15 protein-coding genes are annotated in these 16,564 nt (G+C 47.7%); 9 read left to right on the top strand and 6 right to left on the bottom strand.

Going from position 1 to position 16,564, the window contains the following annotated elements; all coding sequences use genetic code 11:
• Positions 1 to 17: 17 nt before the first annotated feature.
• The 4 genes from ABDK92_05360 to ABDK92_05345 form a co-directional block, all read right to left on the bottom strand.
• A complete protein-coding gene (locus ABDK92_05360; GenBank protein ID MEN3186052.1) occupies positions 18 to 1,649 on the bottom strand; it encodes a methionine synthase in 1,632 nt (543 codons plus the stop codon).
• Complete coding sequence (locus ABDK92_05355) at positions 1,642 to 2,751, bottom strand: NAD/NADP octopine/nopaline dehydrogenase family protein (protein ID MEN3186051.1); 1,110 nt, start codon at positions 2,749 to 2,751, stop codon at positions 1,642 to 1,644. Before ABDK92_05355 ends, ABDK92_05360 begins: the two co-directional genes overlap by 8 nt.
• The gene (locus tag ABDK92_05350) at positions 2,748 to 3,740 is read right to left on the bottom strand and encodes a hypothetical protein (protein ID MEN3186050.1); all 993 of its coding nucleotides are present in this window, start codon (positions 3,738 to 3,740) and stop codon (positions 2,748 to 2,750) included. Before ABDK92_05350 ends, ABDK92_05355 begins: the two co-directional genes overlap by 4 nt.
• 96 nt (positions 3,741 to 3,836) lie before the next feature.
• Positions 3,837 to 4,850 (bottom strand): zinc-dependent alcohol dehydrogenase family protein, encoded by a 1,014-nt coding sequence (locus ABDK92_05345; protein ID MEN3186049.1) that lies wholly within the window; start codon positions 4,848 to 4,850, stop codon positions 3,837 to 3,839.
• Positions 4,851 to 5,043: 193 nt separating this feature from the next.
• On the opposite strand from ABDK92_05345, the gene ABDK92_05340 reads away from it, so the two are divergent.
• On the top strand, positions 5,044 to 6,165 hold the full coding sequence (locus ABDK92_05340) for an N-acetyltransferase (protein MEN3186048.1): 1,122 nt from the start codon (positions 5,044 to 5,046) through the stop codon (positions 6,163 to 6,165).
• 84 nt (positions 6,166 to 6,249) lie between these two features.
• On the opposite strand, the gene ABDK92_05335 is transcribed toward ABDK92_05340, so the two are convergent.
• A complete protein-coding gene (locus ABDK92_05335; protein MEN3186047.1) occupies positions 6,250 to 7,698 on the bottom strand; it encodes a diguanylate cyclase in 1,449 nt (482 codons plus the stop codon).
• Positions 7,699 to 7,952: 254 nt separating this feature from the next.
• Here ABDK92_05335 and ABDK92_05330 point away from each other — a divergent pair, with 254 nt between their 5' ends.
• The 8 genes from ABDK92_05330 to ABDK92_05295 all read left to right on the top strand — a co-directional run bounded on the left by ABDK92_05330 (position 7,953) and on the right by ABDK92_05295 (position 16,140).
• Positions 7,953 to 8,774 carry a GntR family transcriptional regulator gene (locus ABDK92_05330; protein MEN3186046.1) on the top strand — a complete coding sequence of 274 codons (822 nt, stop codon included), beginning with the start codon at positions 7,953 to 7,955 and terminating at the stop codon, positions 8,772 to 8,774.
• 150 nt (positions 8,775 to 8,924) lie between these two features.
• Complete coding sequence (locus ABDK92_05325; GenBank protein ID MEN3186045.1) at positions 8,925 to 9,956, top strand: substrate-binding domain-containing protein; 1,032 nt, start codon at positions 8,925 to 8,927, stop codon at positions 9,954 to 9,956.
• Positions 9,957 to 10,027: 71 nt separating this feature from the next.
• Positions 10,028 to 11,530, top strand: a complete 1,503-nt coding sequence (locus ABDK92_05320; protein ID MEN3186044.1) for a sugar ABC transporter ATP-binding protein — start codon at positions 10,028 to 10,030, stop codon at positions 11,528 to 11,530.
• A gap of 17 nt (positions 11,531 to 11,547) precedes the next feature.
• Positions 11,548 to 12,564 carry an ABC transporter permease gene (locus ABDK92_05315; protein MEN3186043.1) on the top strand — a complete coding sequence of 339 codons (1,017 nt, stop codon included), beginning with the start codon at positions 11,548 to 11,550 and terminating at the stop codon, positions 12,562 to 12,564.
• Between the two features lie 13 nt (positions 12,565 to 12,577).
• Positions 12,578 to 13,561: an ABC transporter permease gene (locus tag ABDK92_05310; protein ID MEN3186042.1), complete on the top strand. Its 984-nt coding sequence runs from the start codon at positions 12,578 to 12,580 to the stop codon at positions 13,559 to 13,561.
• 40 nt (positions 13,562 to 13,601) lie between these two features.
• Positions 13,602 to 14,522, top strand: a complete 921-nt coding sequence (locus tag ABDK92_05305) for a TIGR00269 family protein (protein MEN3186041.1) — start codon at positions 13,602 to 13,604, stop codon at positions 14,520 to 14,522.
• On the top strand, positions 14,510 to 15,709 hold the full coding sequence (locus tag ABDK92_05300) for an acetate/propionate family kinase (GenBank protein MEN3186040.1): 1,200 nt from the start codon (positions 14,510 to 14,512) through the stop codon (positions 15,707 to 15,709). The genes ABDK92_05305 and ABDK92_05300 overlap by 13 nt, the downstream gene beginning before the upstream one ends.
• Complete coding sequence (locus tag ABDK92_05295) at positions 15,706 to 16,140, top strand: C-GCAxxG-C-C family protein (GenBank protein MEN3186039.1); 435 nt, start codon at positions 15,706 to 15,708, stop codon at positions 16,138 to 16,140. The genes ABDK92_05300 and ABDK92_05295 overlap by 4 nt, the downstream gene beginning before the upstream one ends.
• Here the strand turns inward: ABDK92_05295 and ABDK92_05290 are convergent.
• A partial coding sequence (locus ABDK92_05290; protein MEN3186038.1) for an FGGY-family carbohydrate kinase occupies positions 16,134 to 16,564 on the bottom strand: 431 nt, incomplete at its 5' end. The two genes, ABDK92_05295 and ABDK92_05290, sit on opposite strands and share 7 nt — an antisense overlap.

The following is a 16,564-nucleotide window of genomic DNA, read 5'->3' as shown; positions in this document are numbered from 1 at the left end:
CTATCATACACTCCAACTCAAAGTCCCAATTTTTGCAACCGCTCTCGCTCAGAAATCAACTGACCTCCTTCGTCTACGGAACGCAAAACCCCTCTGACTACTCTTGTTCTTGCTCTACCCAGCGCCTCGGGATTCCCCAATAGATGGGGGGCATCAAGAATACCTCGTCGCACCGCCTCAGTGAGGGTCCTTGGAGAAGTAAGCGGGTCCTCCTCTTTTTCTCCTAATCTTCGGATGGCATAAAGAAGCATTTGCACCTCTTCTTTTAACTCCTCTTTACGCTCCTGAATCCGAGAGTCCTTGGTCACATCTGGCAGTCCAAAGAGGAGGTCTTTGAGGACACCGTTCACGATATAAGCACTTTCGATGACTTCCGCCGGTCCCACGAGACGTACCCCTTCCGAAAAACCCACCACATGGATAATGTGCGGTTTCAAAAAGAGCCCCAGAGCCGTGGTCGCTCCCAACTGTCCTTTGGCAATCTCAAGATGCGAAGCAAAATGGGCCAGCCCTCCCCGAACCTGAGTAAAAATCTGGAAATGTTCATCCTCCAGCTCTTTTATCAGTTCTTGCTGAGCCAGCATTTTTGCTAAATCCGCCCAGGGAGCAATTCCCGGAGGGGTATTCAACATGTACTGGGCAATATAGTAACGGGCTCCAAACTTTTTCGCCTGGTAACAGGCAAGGTAAAACGTTGCTCCAGCTACACTATCTGGAGCATCTCGCAGACTCCACTGATGTGCTTCCAACCCCTCAATTGGAACGCCAAGTTCGATATAGGTTCTTACCGCTTCCTGATTTTCCAAAATAGCCTCTTCAAGCGAACGCTGACTTCGTCCGTCCAGCACACTGTACCAAAAAATGGGTACCGCACCCCAGGCAATGTTAATGGTTTCTTTCAAAAGTTTTGCCCACTGGACAAGGTCATTGGTACCGCTGTAACAGCGAAGAAGCGGAAAGTTACCCCGGCGGGAAGCTTGATAAATGCTCTCTAAGTCCTCCCGATTTCGGATAGGCACACCACCCGAGCCATGTTCTTCATTTTTCATCTTTTCCGGATGGAAGAGAAACTCCTGGGCATTCTGGTCTGGTCCTAAAGAAATGACATCAAGCACTTTCGCCTCACTGATTTCAGCCACTCCCTGCACCGTTCTTTCTATCGTGGGAAGACCAAAATGGTGACGGAGAATCGGGAAAGGAGCCTTTGCCTGAATCCGCTCTGGAAGTGTTTGGGGATACCATTCTTCGGGTGTCTTCAAAACACCATCCTCTTTCAAACTTCTGGCTACCTCTTCAAACGACTCCCCACCAGTAAAAATGAAGTCAAAAATTCCCGTTTTGACGGCAATATCCCGAAGCGCTGGAGTACAGCTTAAAATGAGCCGAACCCCCCGAAACACATCCCTCTTCTGCAGGACATCTTTCAACTCGGCAAAAAGTTGTCGAGCTGCCTCTTCATAGAGCCGGTATCCCACCATCACCACGTCTGGTTTTTCCCGCTCCATGACCCTGACCAATTCCTGCACTGAAACCGCAGGACCAAGGAAAAGCGAACGGTATCCAAACTCTTCGGCCAGCTGTAGGAAGCGATACACTCCAGACACATGGACACAGCTTCCCAACGATGCACCCACAATTTTTTTACTCATCCTCTTCAACTCCCCCACTAACCACCATCTTCCGAATGTCTTTGATGCTCATCCCCGCTACTCCCAGTTTTTCTACAGTTCTCCCTTCAGCTACATAATCCCGACCGTGCATGAGATTGGCAAGACGAATGAAAATATCAATGGTGGGCGTGGGAACGCCGAGCATCTTTCCAAAAGAAGAAATCGGTACAAGACTCATGGGAACGTCCTCGGTAATGTAGCGCGTAAAAAGGGTGGTTGGTGCCCGAATCCCCTTATACCCAGGGTTATTTTGAACCGCTTCATAGAGGTCTCTTCCTGAAGCATCATAAGCATAGTAAAGCCACTCCCGGGCCGTATTGACCCGTACCCCTAATGCCTCAGCCACCTGTACCCGTTCTCGATCTACTGCCTCTAGAACCAGCGCCACCGAAGGCGTAATTCCCTCCAGATAGTAATCAAACTCTCCCCGGGTGCTCTCGATACGAGCAGCATTTAGAATGGTCAGCGTGGGGTGAAAAACCGCTCCAATGTTACTGAAACTGGTTTTGAGAACGTTATCTTCTGGAACAAACTGCGGGAGAGCTCTGCGCAATATTTGCACCACTTCCACCGTTTTATAAGCCGGGACGGCGGCAACGGGGATGCTGTTTTTGATGCGAAAAATCCGGGCCTGAGCTGGACCCGAAATACGGCTGGCAAAAAGAAAGGTTTGGGCTTCCGCCACGATGACCCTGGCTTTTACCTCCCTTTCTCTAAAAACTTGTCGAACTTCCAGAACCCCACCCGTCCTTCCCGGGTTGAGGACAATGACTTGTCCATCTTCAAGGTACGGACTCATGAGCTCTGCCAGAAACCGGTGTGCATTGGCCGGTGTCACCACCATGATCACCTTGACCCCCCGCAATGCTTCCTCAATATTGTGGGTCACCACGTTGAGGAGAGCAAAGCCACTAATCTCCCCTTCCAGCTGAATTCCCCCCATGAGTTTCACAGAACCAATCCGTTCCGGTGTCCGATTAAAGAGATTTACCGAAAATCCCCTGAGGGAGAGGTATCCCGCCAAAGCCTGCCCTCCGTGGCCAGCCCCCAGTACGGCAAAAGTAAGGTCCTGGGTCGTCATCGTCTTAATCGCTCCTGCGCAATGAGAAAGAGTTTCTGAATCATCTTTTTATAGTCAAACCCAGCCACCTCACACATTTGGGGAAAAGCGCTATGTTTCAGGTAAAGGCTAGGTAAGGCATTGATTTCAAAAAAGAGAGGAATCCCCTCTTTTTCCGAAAAAATGAAATGAAAAGCGGCAAAATCCCGAATATCGAGTTCCTGGTAAATTTTAAGCGCCATTTTGCCAATAAGTACCACCGTTTCTTCATCAAGACCAGCAGGACAGAGCGCATCCTCCACGTAACCCTTGCGCCACTTCTCTTCGGAAGTAAAGATAAGGTTCTTCCTACCCAAGTTAACTTCAAGAAGTGGCAAAAGCTGAATATCTTCACCATTTCCCCATATTCCTACCACCATTTCTCGTCCAATTACCAGCTTTTCCACCAGTAACTTCCCTCTTTTGGCTTCAGAAAAAGTTTTAAGCTTTTCCTCGAGTTCCTCTTTCGCCCAGCTCACACATTCTATGGTAACCTGATCCGTGGGTGTTCGAAACCGGGATTTTACCAGGACCGGAAAATCAAGATTATCAGGAATAGCGTCGCCCTTTGACCAGAGAAAATACCATGGCGTGGGTACACCAACCCCTCGCAGAGCCAGCTTCAAAAGAGCCCGGTCGAGCGACAACGATTGTACAATGGCGTCCGAGCCCAAATACGGGATATGCAGGGAATCAAGAATCGCCGGAAGCACTGACTGACCATACATTCCAGCCACGGAGACAGAAAGATTAAAGGCAAAACCAATCTTTTCCTTTTTCAATCGTTTGACAACCTCTTCCAGGGGGGAATCAACATCAAGCAAAACAACTTCGCACGGCACCTCTGACAGCGCTTCCTGGACCAGGGCAAAGCTTTTCCCCTTAAAATTGGGCTTCAACTGGTAGCACAATTCTTCCCGCTCTTCGAAGAAAGACTTACTCCACAGTAAACCAACCTTTTTCGCTTTCATCACCCCCCCGGGCAAGTCTAGATTCGTGGTTCGATGCATCGTCCAGTGCAAGCTCCATCGTAAAACCCATTTTCATTGTAACATTTTGACCAATTCTCAAGCAAACACAATCTGCACCTTGAGGTGTTCAGGATTATGGAGTACATCTTCTAGGGCTTCACCAAACTTGGAAAGAGGGTATTGGGCGGAAATAAGGTCTTTGACGACCACCTTCCCGTTTTCAAGGAGATTCAGGGAATACTGCATGGTCTTTTTTACCGCAAAGGACCCCACAATTCGCAAATCCCGCTGAAAGATTTCGTACGGGTCGACACGCATTTCTGACCCTCGAGGTGCCACTCCAAAAACCAGGAATGTTCCATCGGGTTCCACAAATTCCCATTCCCTTTCCATCACCTTCGGTATCCCAGTCGCATCCACAACAACCTCAAACCCCCTTGGAGCAATACGAAAGAGGGCTTCCCGCTCATTCCCATCAGCTAACACCACTTCATCCACCCCAAACTTTTCCGCCATCTGTAACTTTTTTTCACTGATATCCACCAGTACCACCTGTGACGCACCACTCACCTTGAAAAGCGAAGCCAATAAAAGCCCAATAGGGCCAGCCCCAAAAATGAGGACTTTCTCTCCCGGCTGAAGGTTACTGCGCCGTACCCCGTAGACCACGCAGGCTAAGGGTTCCGCCATGGCTCCTTCTGCAAAACTTACATGCGCTGGAAGAGGGAAAACGCACTTTTCAGGAACCGCCACGCATTCGGCAAAAGCTCCATTCCGGGTCACACCCACCGCCTGAAGGTTAAGACAATGATTATTCTTATTGATTTTGCAGTAGTAACAGTGGTCACAGAAAATATTAGGGTCTGCAGTCACCCGATCTCCAGGACGAAACTGGGTTACTTCCTCGCCCACATCCACCACTTCCCCTGAAAACTCATGACCAGCAACGATGGGGAAATCCTGGAAATACTCTCCTTTCAAAATATGGATATCCGTCCCACAGATTCCCGCCGCTTTTACCCGAATGAGCACTTCGTCCGGGCGAATTTCCGGTTCTGGAACTTCCCTGATGTTCCAGGTATTCTTCCCTTCAAAAATACAGGCAAACACGGTACCACCACCTTTCTTTTTTTCCAGTGTAATCAAAAAAAGAGGGATTCTCAAGGTAGGCATTTTTACAAAAACGCTGACCCTACCAAAACACCGGATACCAAATAAAACTTCACCTTCTTCTAGGGACGAATATTGTCTTTTTTCTCCCCTTAGGATATAGTCTATGCAAAATTTGGCTGGAGGAGTTTCAATGGAAATTCGGGAAGTGAAAACATACCGTGAAAGAAGGGACTTTCTCTCTTTCCCCTTTCACCTTTATCGAAACGATCCCTTATGGGTACCCCTTCCCATTTCGGAAACAAAAAAAATTCTGTGGGGCCAGAAGAGCCTCCTCTTCCAGAGTGGACCCCACACCCTTTACCTTGCCTATCAAGGAAAAGAGGTTCTGGGACGGACAGCGGTGGGTATCGATGAGAAATTGAACGAAGTCCGGCAAAGACAAGAAGGCTATTTGACCCTCTTTGAGTGCGTGAATGACCGTGACACCGCCTGCAACCTCTTCCAGACTGCCGAAACATGGTTACGAAAAAGGGGCATGAAATCAGTCATTGGCCCTATTTCCCCTACCAATGGTGATGATTTTCGAGGTATGCTCATCGAAAATTTTACCGATCCCCCGCTCATTTTCACCTCATATAACCCCCCATACTACCAAATGCTCTGGGAACATTACGGTTTCACATTGTGTCATACTTTTGTTGCCTTTCGATACCATCTCAACCATATGCCCTTTGAAGAAGCACGAAAAACCATCGAGTACGCCAAAAAGAAATACGACTTCCTGGTTCGCCCCTTCCACTATGAGAACCCTGAAGAGGACCTGAATGCCATCCAGAGTATTCTGGAACAATCTCTGATTCCCTTAGAGTACGATTACCTTACTCCACCAGCGCTCAACGAAGTAATGAAAATGGCCCAAGAGTTCAAACGTTTCATCCCTCCGGGCTTTGCTCAGATTGCCTTTTCTCAGAGTAAACCAATCGGGTTTGCCGTTGCACTCCCTGATTACAATCAGGTTCTCAAACGAATGAAGGGGCGAATTTTTCCCACCGGCTGGTTGACTTTCATGCGCTACAAAAAATACGTCAATCAGGGAAGAGCTTTTCTCCTCTTTGTTATTCCAGCTTACCAGGGTAAAGGTATTCCCACTACCCTCCTTTTTGAAATTTTTAAAGAAGGTCAAAGACGGGGATACATTTTCGCTGAAGGTTCCTTGATTAATGCCGAAAACTCCAAAATGTGCCGGGAAGCCGAAGGACTGGGAGGAACGGTTTACAAAAAGTTTGCCCTTTTCCGAAAAGACATCGGTTAATATCGAAAGACAAAACGTTTTATCCGAAAAAGGCCACCCAAAAAGTCATAATCTGTGCCTCATATTTAACACTCCTTCTCTTCTTCAGTGGTCAGCCAATGTCCTCCTCCGTTTTCGCGCATACATTTCCCCATCGGAACGGGAAAACAACTCATCAAGGTCCATCGCTTCATCAGGGTATACAGCTACACCATAACTGAACCCCAGAGAAAGACCTCCAGCAAAATCCTTCTCCAGAAACCGCAACAGTATCCTCTCCATGATTTCTTCCGTTTCCCTCCGGCCCAGCCTCGGAAAGAGGAAACAAAATTCATCACCCCCATACCGGGCTACGATGTCCTCCTTACGAACACTTTTTTCAAACCAAAGCGCTATTCGCCTTAACAAATGGTCCCCTTCGGTATGACCCAGAAAGTCGTTTACCGTCTTAAAACCGTCAAGGTCCAGAAAAACCAGGGTAAACCGTTCTCCATTCCGGATCAAGCGTTCCACAGATTTCTCCAGAAAACGCCGATTCGGGACATGGGTCAGTGAATCGAGATTGGCCAGTCTCTCGGCTTTCCTTTTCTCCATCCCCAAAGCTTCTTCTCGCTTTTGTAGCGCCTCCGCCATCCTAACAAATCCCAGAGAAAGTTCCCCGATTTCGTCTCTTCTATTCACACTCAATTTGAAGTCGTAATCCCCCCGGGAAATCTTTGCCACCGAATCCTTCAATTGCTCCAGTGGAAATACAATACGTTTCACCACCACCCAGGTAATAAAGAAAGCAAAACCAATCACCGTCAGAAGCGCAAGCAGGAAAATCCTCCACACGGTGACGTAAATCTGGAAAGGCCCAGCATAGTCCTTTTCGATGGAAAATTCACCCAGTGCTTTCCCTCCGTCATCCAAAATTTCCCCTGAAATCCGCAACATCCCATCCTGGTAGAAAAATTCAGAATCACCTCCCAAAGTCGGTTTTCCCCAAACAACCTCCCCAGAAGACCGGACGGAAACTTTGTCTCCCAGAATCTTTGACCATCGTTCTACAAACGCCACATCGATGATTCGCGCCAAACCCACCCAGGCACCGTAAAATCGTTCTCCGCCATTGTCCACCACCGGATGGCTGACCACCATCCAGAGACTCGCTCCATCACCATACAATCCTCCCCAAGCTTCTTTAGGAAGCCCTGCCCACGGTATAATCCATCCCGGTGAAGCTGTAATCACCTCCTCCTCGGTCACGAGCGCCACCTCGTATCCAAACTGTTCCTTCACCCAGGGATTTAAATTCTCTTCAAGCCAAGCCACATCTCGCGTCTTCACTCCTTTCTCCCCCATATCCGTCCACTGCGCGTAATCCTTTACCGTTTTTTCCATTCGCTCCAATTCCTCATGAAGAAGAGACCAGAACCTCCCCCGGATATAGTCAGCCTCCCGGGAAAGATTCACTTCAAACACCACCTTAACACCTTGCCTTAACCAGAAGAGGAAAAAGAAAGAGAGGAAGAGAATACAGAAAAACACGAGCGCCAGAATTTTACTCCTCATGCTCATGTGTTCGACTCCCCTAATAAAGACTTTGATAAATCCAAATCCTCATGCACAGATTATATAAAATCTCAGGAAATTCACAAAATCCGCTTACCCAAAAATCATGAACCATCCCTTGACACGAAACAGGATGCTGGATAATAATAAAAACAGAGGGAAATGTTATAACCATTATAATGTTATAAATGGCCAGGATCAGAGAAAATTGGAAAATGAGAGATTGGTTTTATGACTACCGTCAAGAGGATTTCATGAGTCGAAAAGAGCTCCTTCAAGAACCGGAAGAAATCCGAGCAGAAATCGAACTTCCCCTTTATCAGCAACTGAAGAACATTTTAAAAAAATCAATCCACAGTGGCGTGCTTCGGCCAGGAGACCAGATTCCTTCAGAAAGCGAACTCTGCGAGCGGTATGGAATTAGCCGTATCACCGTAAGACAGGCCATTGGAGCACTGGTTCAGGAAGGGTTCCTGTATCGTCGCCCGGGCAAGGGAACGTTTGTCACCTCTCCCAAGCTCCGACGAAGACTCCCACGTCTTTACAGTTTCAGCGAAGACATGCGTGACCTCGGTCTTGAGCCAAGCTCGAAAACGTTAGAACAAAAAGTAGTCGAAGCCGAAGAGGAAATGGTCAACCTCTTGAAACTCCCCGACACCAACCGGAAGGTTACGAAACTCGTTCGAATTAGAATGGCTAATGGAGAACCGATCCTCCTTGAGAGAACCTTCATACCCCACTATCTCTGTCCGGACCTTGTCGTCGAGGATATGGAAAAGAATTCGCTGTACGAGGTACTGCGGAAAAAATATCGGTTTTCTCTTGACTATGCAATCGAAACCCATGAAGTGACTGTTCTAACCAAAGACGAGGCCAAAACCCTCTCCTGTCCGGATAAGTCCCCTGCGTTTTTCATTGAGCGGGTAGCGTTCCTCAAGAACGATGTCCCATTTGAACTCACGAGATCGGTTGTCCGAGGGGACAAGGTGCGGTTTACCGTCCGCCTGGTTGCCGACCAAGCCCAAATTCACCGGCAAGTGGCACTAGAAAACCAAAAGCCGAGGCGGACAAAATAAAAACAGTAACTGAGTGAATCATTGGGGAAGGTTCCTGCTGATTCACTCAAATAAAAAACACGAAAAAAGGGAGGTGAAAAAAGTACAAAAAATACCAACGGGAAAGTTCTCAAATCAAATATTCAAAAAACCGTAAAGGAGGTTATCAGGATGAAAAGAGCCATACTCATTGTGTCTCTGTGTGTGCTTCTGGTTAGTTTAGGAACTCTGGTTTCAGCCAAACTTCCAGTGGTCGGCATTTCCACGGGGTCTTCCGGCACATCATGGCGGACTATCATGATTGCTGCTCTGGAAGAGGTCGGCAACGAGTACAAAGCGGCAGGGAAAATTGCCGACTATAAAATTGTCAATAACATCGTAAATGGCGATGCCACCGAACAGGCGAACATTATTCGGGATTTTATTTCCCAGGGTGTGGATATTATCCTCGTCAACCCAAATTCCCCCGACGCACTGAATGGAGTGATTAAAGAAGCGCAGGATGAGGGCATCCTGGTTGTAGCATTTGATGCCACGGTTACCGCACCGGATGTGATGAACGTTACGCTTGACCATTATGCCTGGATGAAGAAAAACGTAGAATTTGTTGCCTCGACTCTCAAGAAGGGAAACGTGGTGCAGATTTACGGTCTGGAGGGTCACCCTGCCAACAATGATCGAATCCAAGCGACATACGACGTTCTGAAAAACTATCCAGATATCAAACTGATTGCGGACACAAGTGGCTACTGGGATCAAACCAAAGCGAAAGAAGTAATGGCCCAAATTATTGCTTCTGGTCAGCAGATTGACGGCGTCATCCCTCAAGATGGCATGGCCTATGGTGTGCTCTCCGCGTTTCTTGACGCTGGCAAGCTTCCCAAAGTGATGTTCGGCGACCCTGGAACGGCTTTCTTCAAAGAGTGGAAAAAGCTGCGTGACGCTGGTGCCGACTTCAAAGCTTGCACCCAGCCCAATCCTCCGGGAATCGGTGGTACGGCATTCCGCATCGCTCTGCAACTTTACAATGGGAAAAATTTTAAACCTGGCGTCCTACAAAATAATACTTTCTTCTACAAAGTTGGGATGTTCGTTACTGACGAAAACTTCGACGAAGGTTGGGAACTCTTGAAGGATAAGCCCGATGATTATCTCTTAAGCGAGATCATGTCCGAAGAAGCTGTGGCAGAACTTTTCGAATAGTATGATATGCTATAAAAAGAGGGGCCTAAAGGCCCCTCTTTTTAAGGAAGAAGAATTCTTAACAAAGGTGCGTGAATTCCGTGATTGTTCTTGAGGCAAAAGGTATTAAAAAGCATTTTGGAGGAGTCATCGCTCTCTCTAATGGGAATTTACAGTGTAGAAAAGGAAGAATCACTGGTCTTCTCGGAGCTAATGGTTCAGGGAAAAGTACCCTTTCCAAAATCATCGCTGGCGTTTACAGGGCTGATGCTGGTGAGATTCGCTATAATGGCAAAGTAGTCCATTACAGAAATCCCCACGAAGCCCGTCGAGATGGTATCGCTCTAGTTTTTCAAAATCTGAGCCTGGTGCCGGATCTCACTGTGTGGCAAAACATCGTCCTGGGAGTAGAAAAAAATAAGGGTTTATTCCTGGACAACCAGAGCGCTAAAGAATTGTCCAAAAAAATCCTGAGTCAGCTTCTTCCCGAGTTAGACGTTAACCGTAAAGTATACGAATTGAGTCCTGGCGAAATGCAAATCGTAGAAATCGCCAAGGCCATTTCTGAAAGCCCGAAACTGTTGATACTGGACGAACCCACTGCAGCCCTCGAACAAACTCAAGTTAAAAATCTTTTCAACTATATGAGAATTCTTGCTCAGCAAGGAGTAGCCATGATTTTCACTTCTCACCGGCTGTGGGAAGTAATGGAAATCTGTGACGACGTAACGATTTTCCGAAACGGAGAAGACATGGCCACCATCGATTTTGAAAAAGAGGAGAAAAACCCAGAAAAAATCGTCAGCTACATCACCGGGGAGGCTCGGAAAAACACTGCAAAGGTCAACCACCGGCACGTATCTGAAGAAACCCTACTTACCGTCAACATTACTGGAAAGGACAAAGTGCTGAAAAATCTGTCTTTTGAGTTGAAAAAGGGAGAAATACTGGGTATCGGAGGTCTGGCTGGACAGGGTCAGCAGGAGCTTTTGTACGCGCTTTCCGGAAGTTACCCCGGAGTCCACTGTGAAGTTACTCTGAATGGACGAAAAATAAGGCTTAAACGTCCTATCGATGCAATTGCGAACGGCATTCTCCTCGTTCCAGGCGATAGGCAACGTGAGGGCCTATCTTTAGAACATTCCATATACAACAATATGATTTTCCCCAAGCTGGGACTTCGCCGCCATCCCCTCTTCATTCCGGAAACCAAATACTGCCAGGAATGCGAAAAAATCGTGGAAATCCTCTCCATAAAAACTCCTGGTATCGATGTGCCAGTGAGTACACTCTCTGGCGGCAACCAGCAAAAAGTGGTCGTTGGAAGGTGGCTTTCTTTTGATATTAATGTTCTGCTTCTCTCGGATCCAGCCAAAGGAGTCGATGTCGGCGCAAAAAGAGACCTTTACGAATACATCGTGAATCTGGCCAAGGAACAGAAAATCGGTGTCATTCTGTATGCCAGCGATAACGAAGAGCTGATCGAGTACACTGACCGGTTGCTCATTATGTACGAAGGACGGATTGTCGCCACCCTCACCGGGGAAGAAATTAACGACGATATGATCACGGCAACATCCATGAGGGTCCGGTAGAAAGAAGGTGAAAACTCATGAATGGAGCGAATAAAACTGGAAATGTCCTCTATACCATAAAGGGTCTTATTCTGAAGCCAGAAGTCTCCAGTTTCTTAATTTTCATCGTCATGTTCATCATCACCGCAACCTTGCAGGAAAACTTCTTTGCCATCAAGTCCACGGTACGGAATATCAATTCCTTCACCCCACTTATCCTTCTAGCCATGGGTCAAGCAGTGGTAATCGTCTCAGGAGGGCTGGATCTCTCCTCTGGTGCAGCACTTTCACTTTTTACCTGTGTACTGACAACCGTCATGAGAAAAAATGACCCGGTAACGGGGATCTATGCACTCCTTATCACTTTTGCTGTGGCAATTTTGGTTGGCATCGTGAATGGTTTTGGGATTGGGTATTTACGGATACCACCGGTCATCGTCACTTTTGCCACTTCGTACATGTGGCTTGGTATCGCTCTCTTTCTCCGACCCACCCCCGGTGGAGAGAGTGTGGACTGGTTCAGGGCTTTCTATAAAATCGATGCCGTGAAAAACGCTCCAACCTTCCTCAAAACCATGGGAAATTTCATCCCTCCAGCGCTCATTTTGCTTTTGCTTGGATGCCTTCTATGGTACATCATCAGTAAAACCAGAACAGGACGTTATATTTACGCGGTGGGGAGCAACATCGAGAGTGCCTACGTGAGCGGTATTAATACCGCCAAAACCCAGATGCTGGCTTGCATCATTAATGCGGTTTTCATTTTCCTGGCAGCTTTGTTTTTTGTGGGTCAGAACCAGTCTGGGGATGCCAGAATGGGGGGACCATTGACCCTTAAGTCGATTGCTGCTGTGGTGGTGGGTGGAATCTCCCTCAGTGGAGGACGAGGAAACATTTACTTTGCCCTGATAGGGGCGCTCATTCTCAGCTTTGTCAACAAGATCATCTTTTTTGCCAATATTCCCAATGCATACCAGACACTGGTATCAGGAATTATTATCATCGTGGCCATTGCTGGACCTGCCTATGTCATGTTTAGTAAAGAACAGCGATAGAGGAGAATAAGCCATGAACACCGTCATGAGCAGGCCAAAACTTTTGGGATACAAAGTTTACGAAAAATACAAGAAGATTTTTACCGTATTTCTCCTTATTGTACTCCTTTTCGTTTTTGGCGCAGTTACGTTGCCCAACTTTCTCAGCATGGAGCAGGTCTTCATGACCGTAAAACTCGCTTCCTTCACGGCGCTTTTTGCCCTGTGCCAGATGATCGTCATCGCCGCCGGTGGAAGTGGCTTGGACCTTTCGGTAGGGTACACAGCAACCATCACCGCAGTGCTCACCGCCAGCATTATGAACGGAGGAAACGAACGTCTCTGGCTTGCCGTACTCATTGCCCTGGCTTTGGGTGTTCTGGTTGGCCTGGCTAATGGAGTCCTCACGGCATACCTCAAACTCCCGCCATTGGTAGTCACTCTGGCTATGGCCGACATTCTTCAGGGCATTGTCAATGCGTACGTGGCCGGAAAAGCCATCACTGGAAGACCTTCTCCCTTTTTGGTAACCCTCGCAGCCAAGTTTACCGGAAAATTTCCCAATATTCTTTTCGTCCTCATCCTGGTCACGTTCATCGTTGCAATGATTTTGAATAAAACCAAATGGGGGCAGATTCTATTTGGAGTCGGTGCAAACGAGCGAACCGCCTACCTGAGCGGTATTAACGTAAAAAAGGTACGATGCATCGCCTTCACCATAAGTGGGGTGCTGGCCAGCCTTATGGGCCTACTCCTTTTAGGAAATATGGGTATAGCCTTTAAAGATATGGGTTCCAATTATGTCCTCCCAAGTATTGCTGCGGTCGTGATAGGTGGCGTGTCTCTGGCTGGAGGCGAAGGAAACTACTTCGGAGTTATTCTAGGAGCCATTTTCCTGCAAACTCTGACCAATCTCCTTATTGCCTTTGGTTTAGGAGATGCCGGAAAATGGCTAGGTTTTGGTATTATCCTCTTTGCCATGCTGAGCGCCTATGCCAGTAACCGCCGAAGGCGGTAACGGAGTTTGTGCTCCATAAAAGTCAAAGGAGTCACTCAAGATGAAATGCTCACGATGCAAGGAACCGGCCTTTATCAAAATCAAACGGCATAATGCTTCTTTCTGTGAATCATGCTTTGATCTCTTTTTTTCACGCCAGGTTGAGGGAGCCATTAAGCGCTACCAGATGTTTGGAAAAGAGGAGAAACTCCTCCTGGGAATCTCTGGCGGAAAAGACAGTATGGCTCTGTGGTACTACCTCCATAACGCTCAATACCAGGTATGGGCTATCCACCTTGACTTAGGAATTGGGGAACATTCCATCGCTTCCCGTCAAATCACCGAAGGTTTCGCTCAAGGCTACGGCCTTCCGCTCACGGTCATATCGGTAAAAGAGGTGCTGGGGGCAACCATACCGGAACTGGCAAAAAAAGTGCGTCACCGCTCCACCTGTTCACTGTGTGGGTTGGTCAAGCGACACCTTCTGAACCAGTTCGCTTTCGAAAATGGCTTCACCGTCTACGCCACCGGACACAACCTGGATGACGAAGCCGCCACGCTACTTGGAAATGTCTTGCACTGGCAAAAGGATTACCTTACTCGTCAGAGTCCCTCGCTTCCAAGCCCCCATCCGAAAATGCTCCGTAAGGTGAAACCCTTCTATACTCTAACCGAAGAAGAAATTCGCACTTACGTAAAACTAAAAAACCTTCCCTTTGTGGAAGAACGATGCCCCCTTTCCCACCATGCGAAGAGTCTGGATTACAAAGAAGCGCTTCAGCTTCTCGAGGAAAAATCTCCAGGAACAAAGCACGCATTCCTATTCGGTTTTTTAGAAAAAGCGAAACCTCTTTTCCCTGATGAAAGTATTGTCCTCCAGGAATGTCAAATCTGTGGTATGCCCACTACCCAAACCATTTGCTCTTTCTGTAAAATCATACAAAAGGTAAGAACAAAGGAGGAAAACCCATGCACATCCTAGCCGTGAATAGTGGTGGCTCTTCCATTAAATTCGAGCTTTTCGCCATGAAAAAAGAGCAAGAGACTTCCCTTTTACGAGGTACCATCAAAAGGCTCTACCGCTCCGATTCATACCTGGAAGAGTCGTATAACGGTTTGACGCAGAAAAAAAATATCCCCGACCTTGACCACGAAAGGGGATTGCATTGCATGATTGAAGCCATCCTTCAAAGTTGCCTGATAGGAGATATCCAGGAGATCGATGCCATCGGTATCAAGCTCATCAACGGAGGCAAAAAAATCATGGAGACCTCGTTGATTGATGAAAATGTCATCCAGGCCTTAGAAGAGGTCTCGGGTGTTACTTCAGTCCATAACCCTCCAGCGCTTTTAGCCATCAATATATTCCGCAAGCTCACCCCCACTATCCCCTTGGTGGGAGTTTTCGAAACCACCTTCCATCACTCAATACCCCTTCCCCATCGGACCTACGGGCTCCCATGGAAAATTACTGAGCAGTACGGCTTAGAAAAACTGGGATTTCACGGGAATTCATATCGCTATATCACCGAAAGAATGCCTACGCTTACCCCGAGAACCCAGAAGATGGTTATCGCCCATCTGGGAAGCGGATGCAGCATCTGTGCCGTCAAAGAAGGAAAGTCGTTCGATATTTCCAGTGGTTTCACCCCCCAGAGTGGCATCATCATGTCAACCCGTCCGGGAGATTTCGAACCCCAAATCATTACCTACCTTGAGGAAAAGGAAGGGCTATCTCCCCAGGAAATCAATCGTCTCCTCACTAAAGATTCAGGATTGAAAGGTATCTCGGGAATCAGTGGAGAGCTATGGGAAATCGAGAAGAAAGCACAAGAAGGAAACCTGAGAGCCAGGTTAGCAGTGGACGTTTTTGTGTACCAGACCAAAAAGTACATCGGCGCTTTCACTGCGCTCCTCAATGGCTTAGATAGCCTTGTCTTCACTGGGGGTATCGGTGAAAACGACTTCTTTATTCGAGAGCGAATCTGCGAAAACCTGGACTATCTGGGGATTGAAATCGACCAAGAAAAGAACCGTAGTGCCATAGGGAAAGAAAGACAAATTGGAAAAGGAAGGGTAGAAATATGGGTTGTACCCACCAACGAAGAGCTCATGGTTGCTCGTGAAACCTTTGCTCTGATTACCCAAAGAAAGGAGGCCACAGAATGAAAAGCGCTGGAGAATACCACCGGGAAGGCTTCAACTGCTGCGAATCGGTGCTGTTGGGGCTTTTCGACTATCTGGGGGTTCACGACGAAATTCTGATTCCTCAGATTGCCACCGGTTTTGGGGGAGGAATTGGGCATACTGGAAGAATCTGTGGCGCCCTCACCGGAGCAATCATGGCTCTGGGTAAAAAATATGGCCGCACCAATCCACAAGATAAGGAAACAAGAGATCGCCGTTACAGAATCGTAGAGACCTTTCTCGAGGAAACCCGGAAAACCCTGGGAACCATCAATTGCCTCGACCTCATTGGAGTGCCGCTTAACACCGAAGAAGGACTCCGGGCGTATCGCGAAAGGAACCTCCGAGAAAAATGCAACCAAATCATCGTCACCGTTGAAAACTTAGCCAAACGGTATCTCGACTATCACTGACCATAGTGATTCTGTAGAAGGCGAGGGAGTTTTTCGTACTGCTCAAACAGTAGTTGGTATTCTTCCTGGTGAGAAGAAGGCTCCCAAAGATACGTTTCAACTCGAACATTCTTTTTGGCTTCATCAAGACTGCGAGCGTATCCCACGCCCACCATGGCAAAAAGTGCCGCTCCCAGAACTGTTGCTTCCTCACAGGAAGTGGTCACCACAGGAAGACCGGTCACATCGGCCCGGATTCGGTTCCATAATCTGTTCTTTGCTCCTCCCCCCACCACTCGTACCCCCTGGGATTCGAATTGAAACGCTTCCTGAAGCACAAGAATCGCCTGCTTAAGTTGAAAAGACAATCCTTCCAGAGTAGCCCGGAATACCTGAGCTCTACTTGTAGTTAGACTCAAACCCAGAATGGTCCCTTTCGTTCCAT

The sequence above is a fragment of the Atribacterota bacterium genome (assembly GCA_039638595.1).
GTDB lineage: Bacteria > Atribacterota > Atribacteria > Atribacterales > Caldatribacteriaceae > Profundicultor > Profundicultor thermophilus.
Note: the sequence above shows the minus strand (reverse complement) of the source record. Positions and strands in the feature narration are given on the sequence as shown.

What these genes read in the sequence shown, in the direction of transcription:
- ABDK92_05330 (MEN3186046.1), top strand. Translation starts at nt 7,953, where the DNA reads ATGAGTCGAAAAGAGCTCCTTCAAGAACCGGAAGAAATCCGAGCAGAA.
- ABDK92_05335 (MEN3186047.1), bottom strand. Translation starts at nt 7,698, where the DNA reads ATGAGGAGTAAAATTCTGGCGCTCGTGTTTTTCTGTATTCTCTTCCTC.
- ABDK92_05355 (MEN3186051.1), bottom strand. Translation starts at nt 2,751, where the DNA reads ATGACGACCCAGGACCTTACTTTTGCCGTACTGGGGGCTGGCCACGGA.
- ABDK92_05295 (MEN3186039.1), top strand. Translation starts at nt 15,706, where the DNA reads ATGAAAAGCGCTGGAGAATACCACCGGGAAGGCTTCAACTGCTGCGAA.
- ABDK92_05315 (MEN3186043.1), top strand. Translation starts at nt 11,548, where the DNA reads ATGAATGGAGCGAATAAAACTGGAAATGTCCTCTATACCATAAAGGGT.
- ABDK92_05300 (MEN3186040.1), top strand. Translation starts at nt 14,510, where the DNA reads ATGCACATCCTAGCCGTGAATAGTGGTGGCTCTTCCATTAAATTCGAG.
- ABDK92_05350 (MEN3186050.1), bottom strand. Translation starts at nt 3,740, where the DNA reads ATGAAAGCGAAAAAGGTTGGTTTACTGTGGAGTAAGTCTTTCTTCGAA.
- ABDK92_05360 (MEN3186052.1), bottom strand. Translation starts at nt 1,649, where the DNA reads ATGAGTAAAAAAATTGTGGGTGCATCGTTGGGAAGCTGTGTCCATGTG.
- ABDK92_05310 (MEN3186042.1), top strand. Translation starts at nt 12,578, where the DNA reads ATGAACACCGTCATGAGCAGGCCAAAACTTTTGGGATACAAAGTTTAC.
- ABDK92_05340 (MEN3186048.1), top strand. Translation starts at nt 5,044, where the DNA reads ATGGAAATTCGGGAAGTGAAAACATACCGTGAAAGAAGGGACTTTCTC.
- ABDK92_05305 (MEN3186041.1), top strand. Translation starts at nt 13,602, where the DNA reads ATGAAATGCTCACGATGCAAGGAACCGGCCTTTATCAAAATCAAACGG.
- ABDK92_05325 (MEN3186045.1), top strand. Translation starts at nt 8,925, where the DNA reads ATGAAAAGAGCCATACTCATTGTGTCTCTGTGTGTGCTTCTGGTTAGT.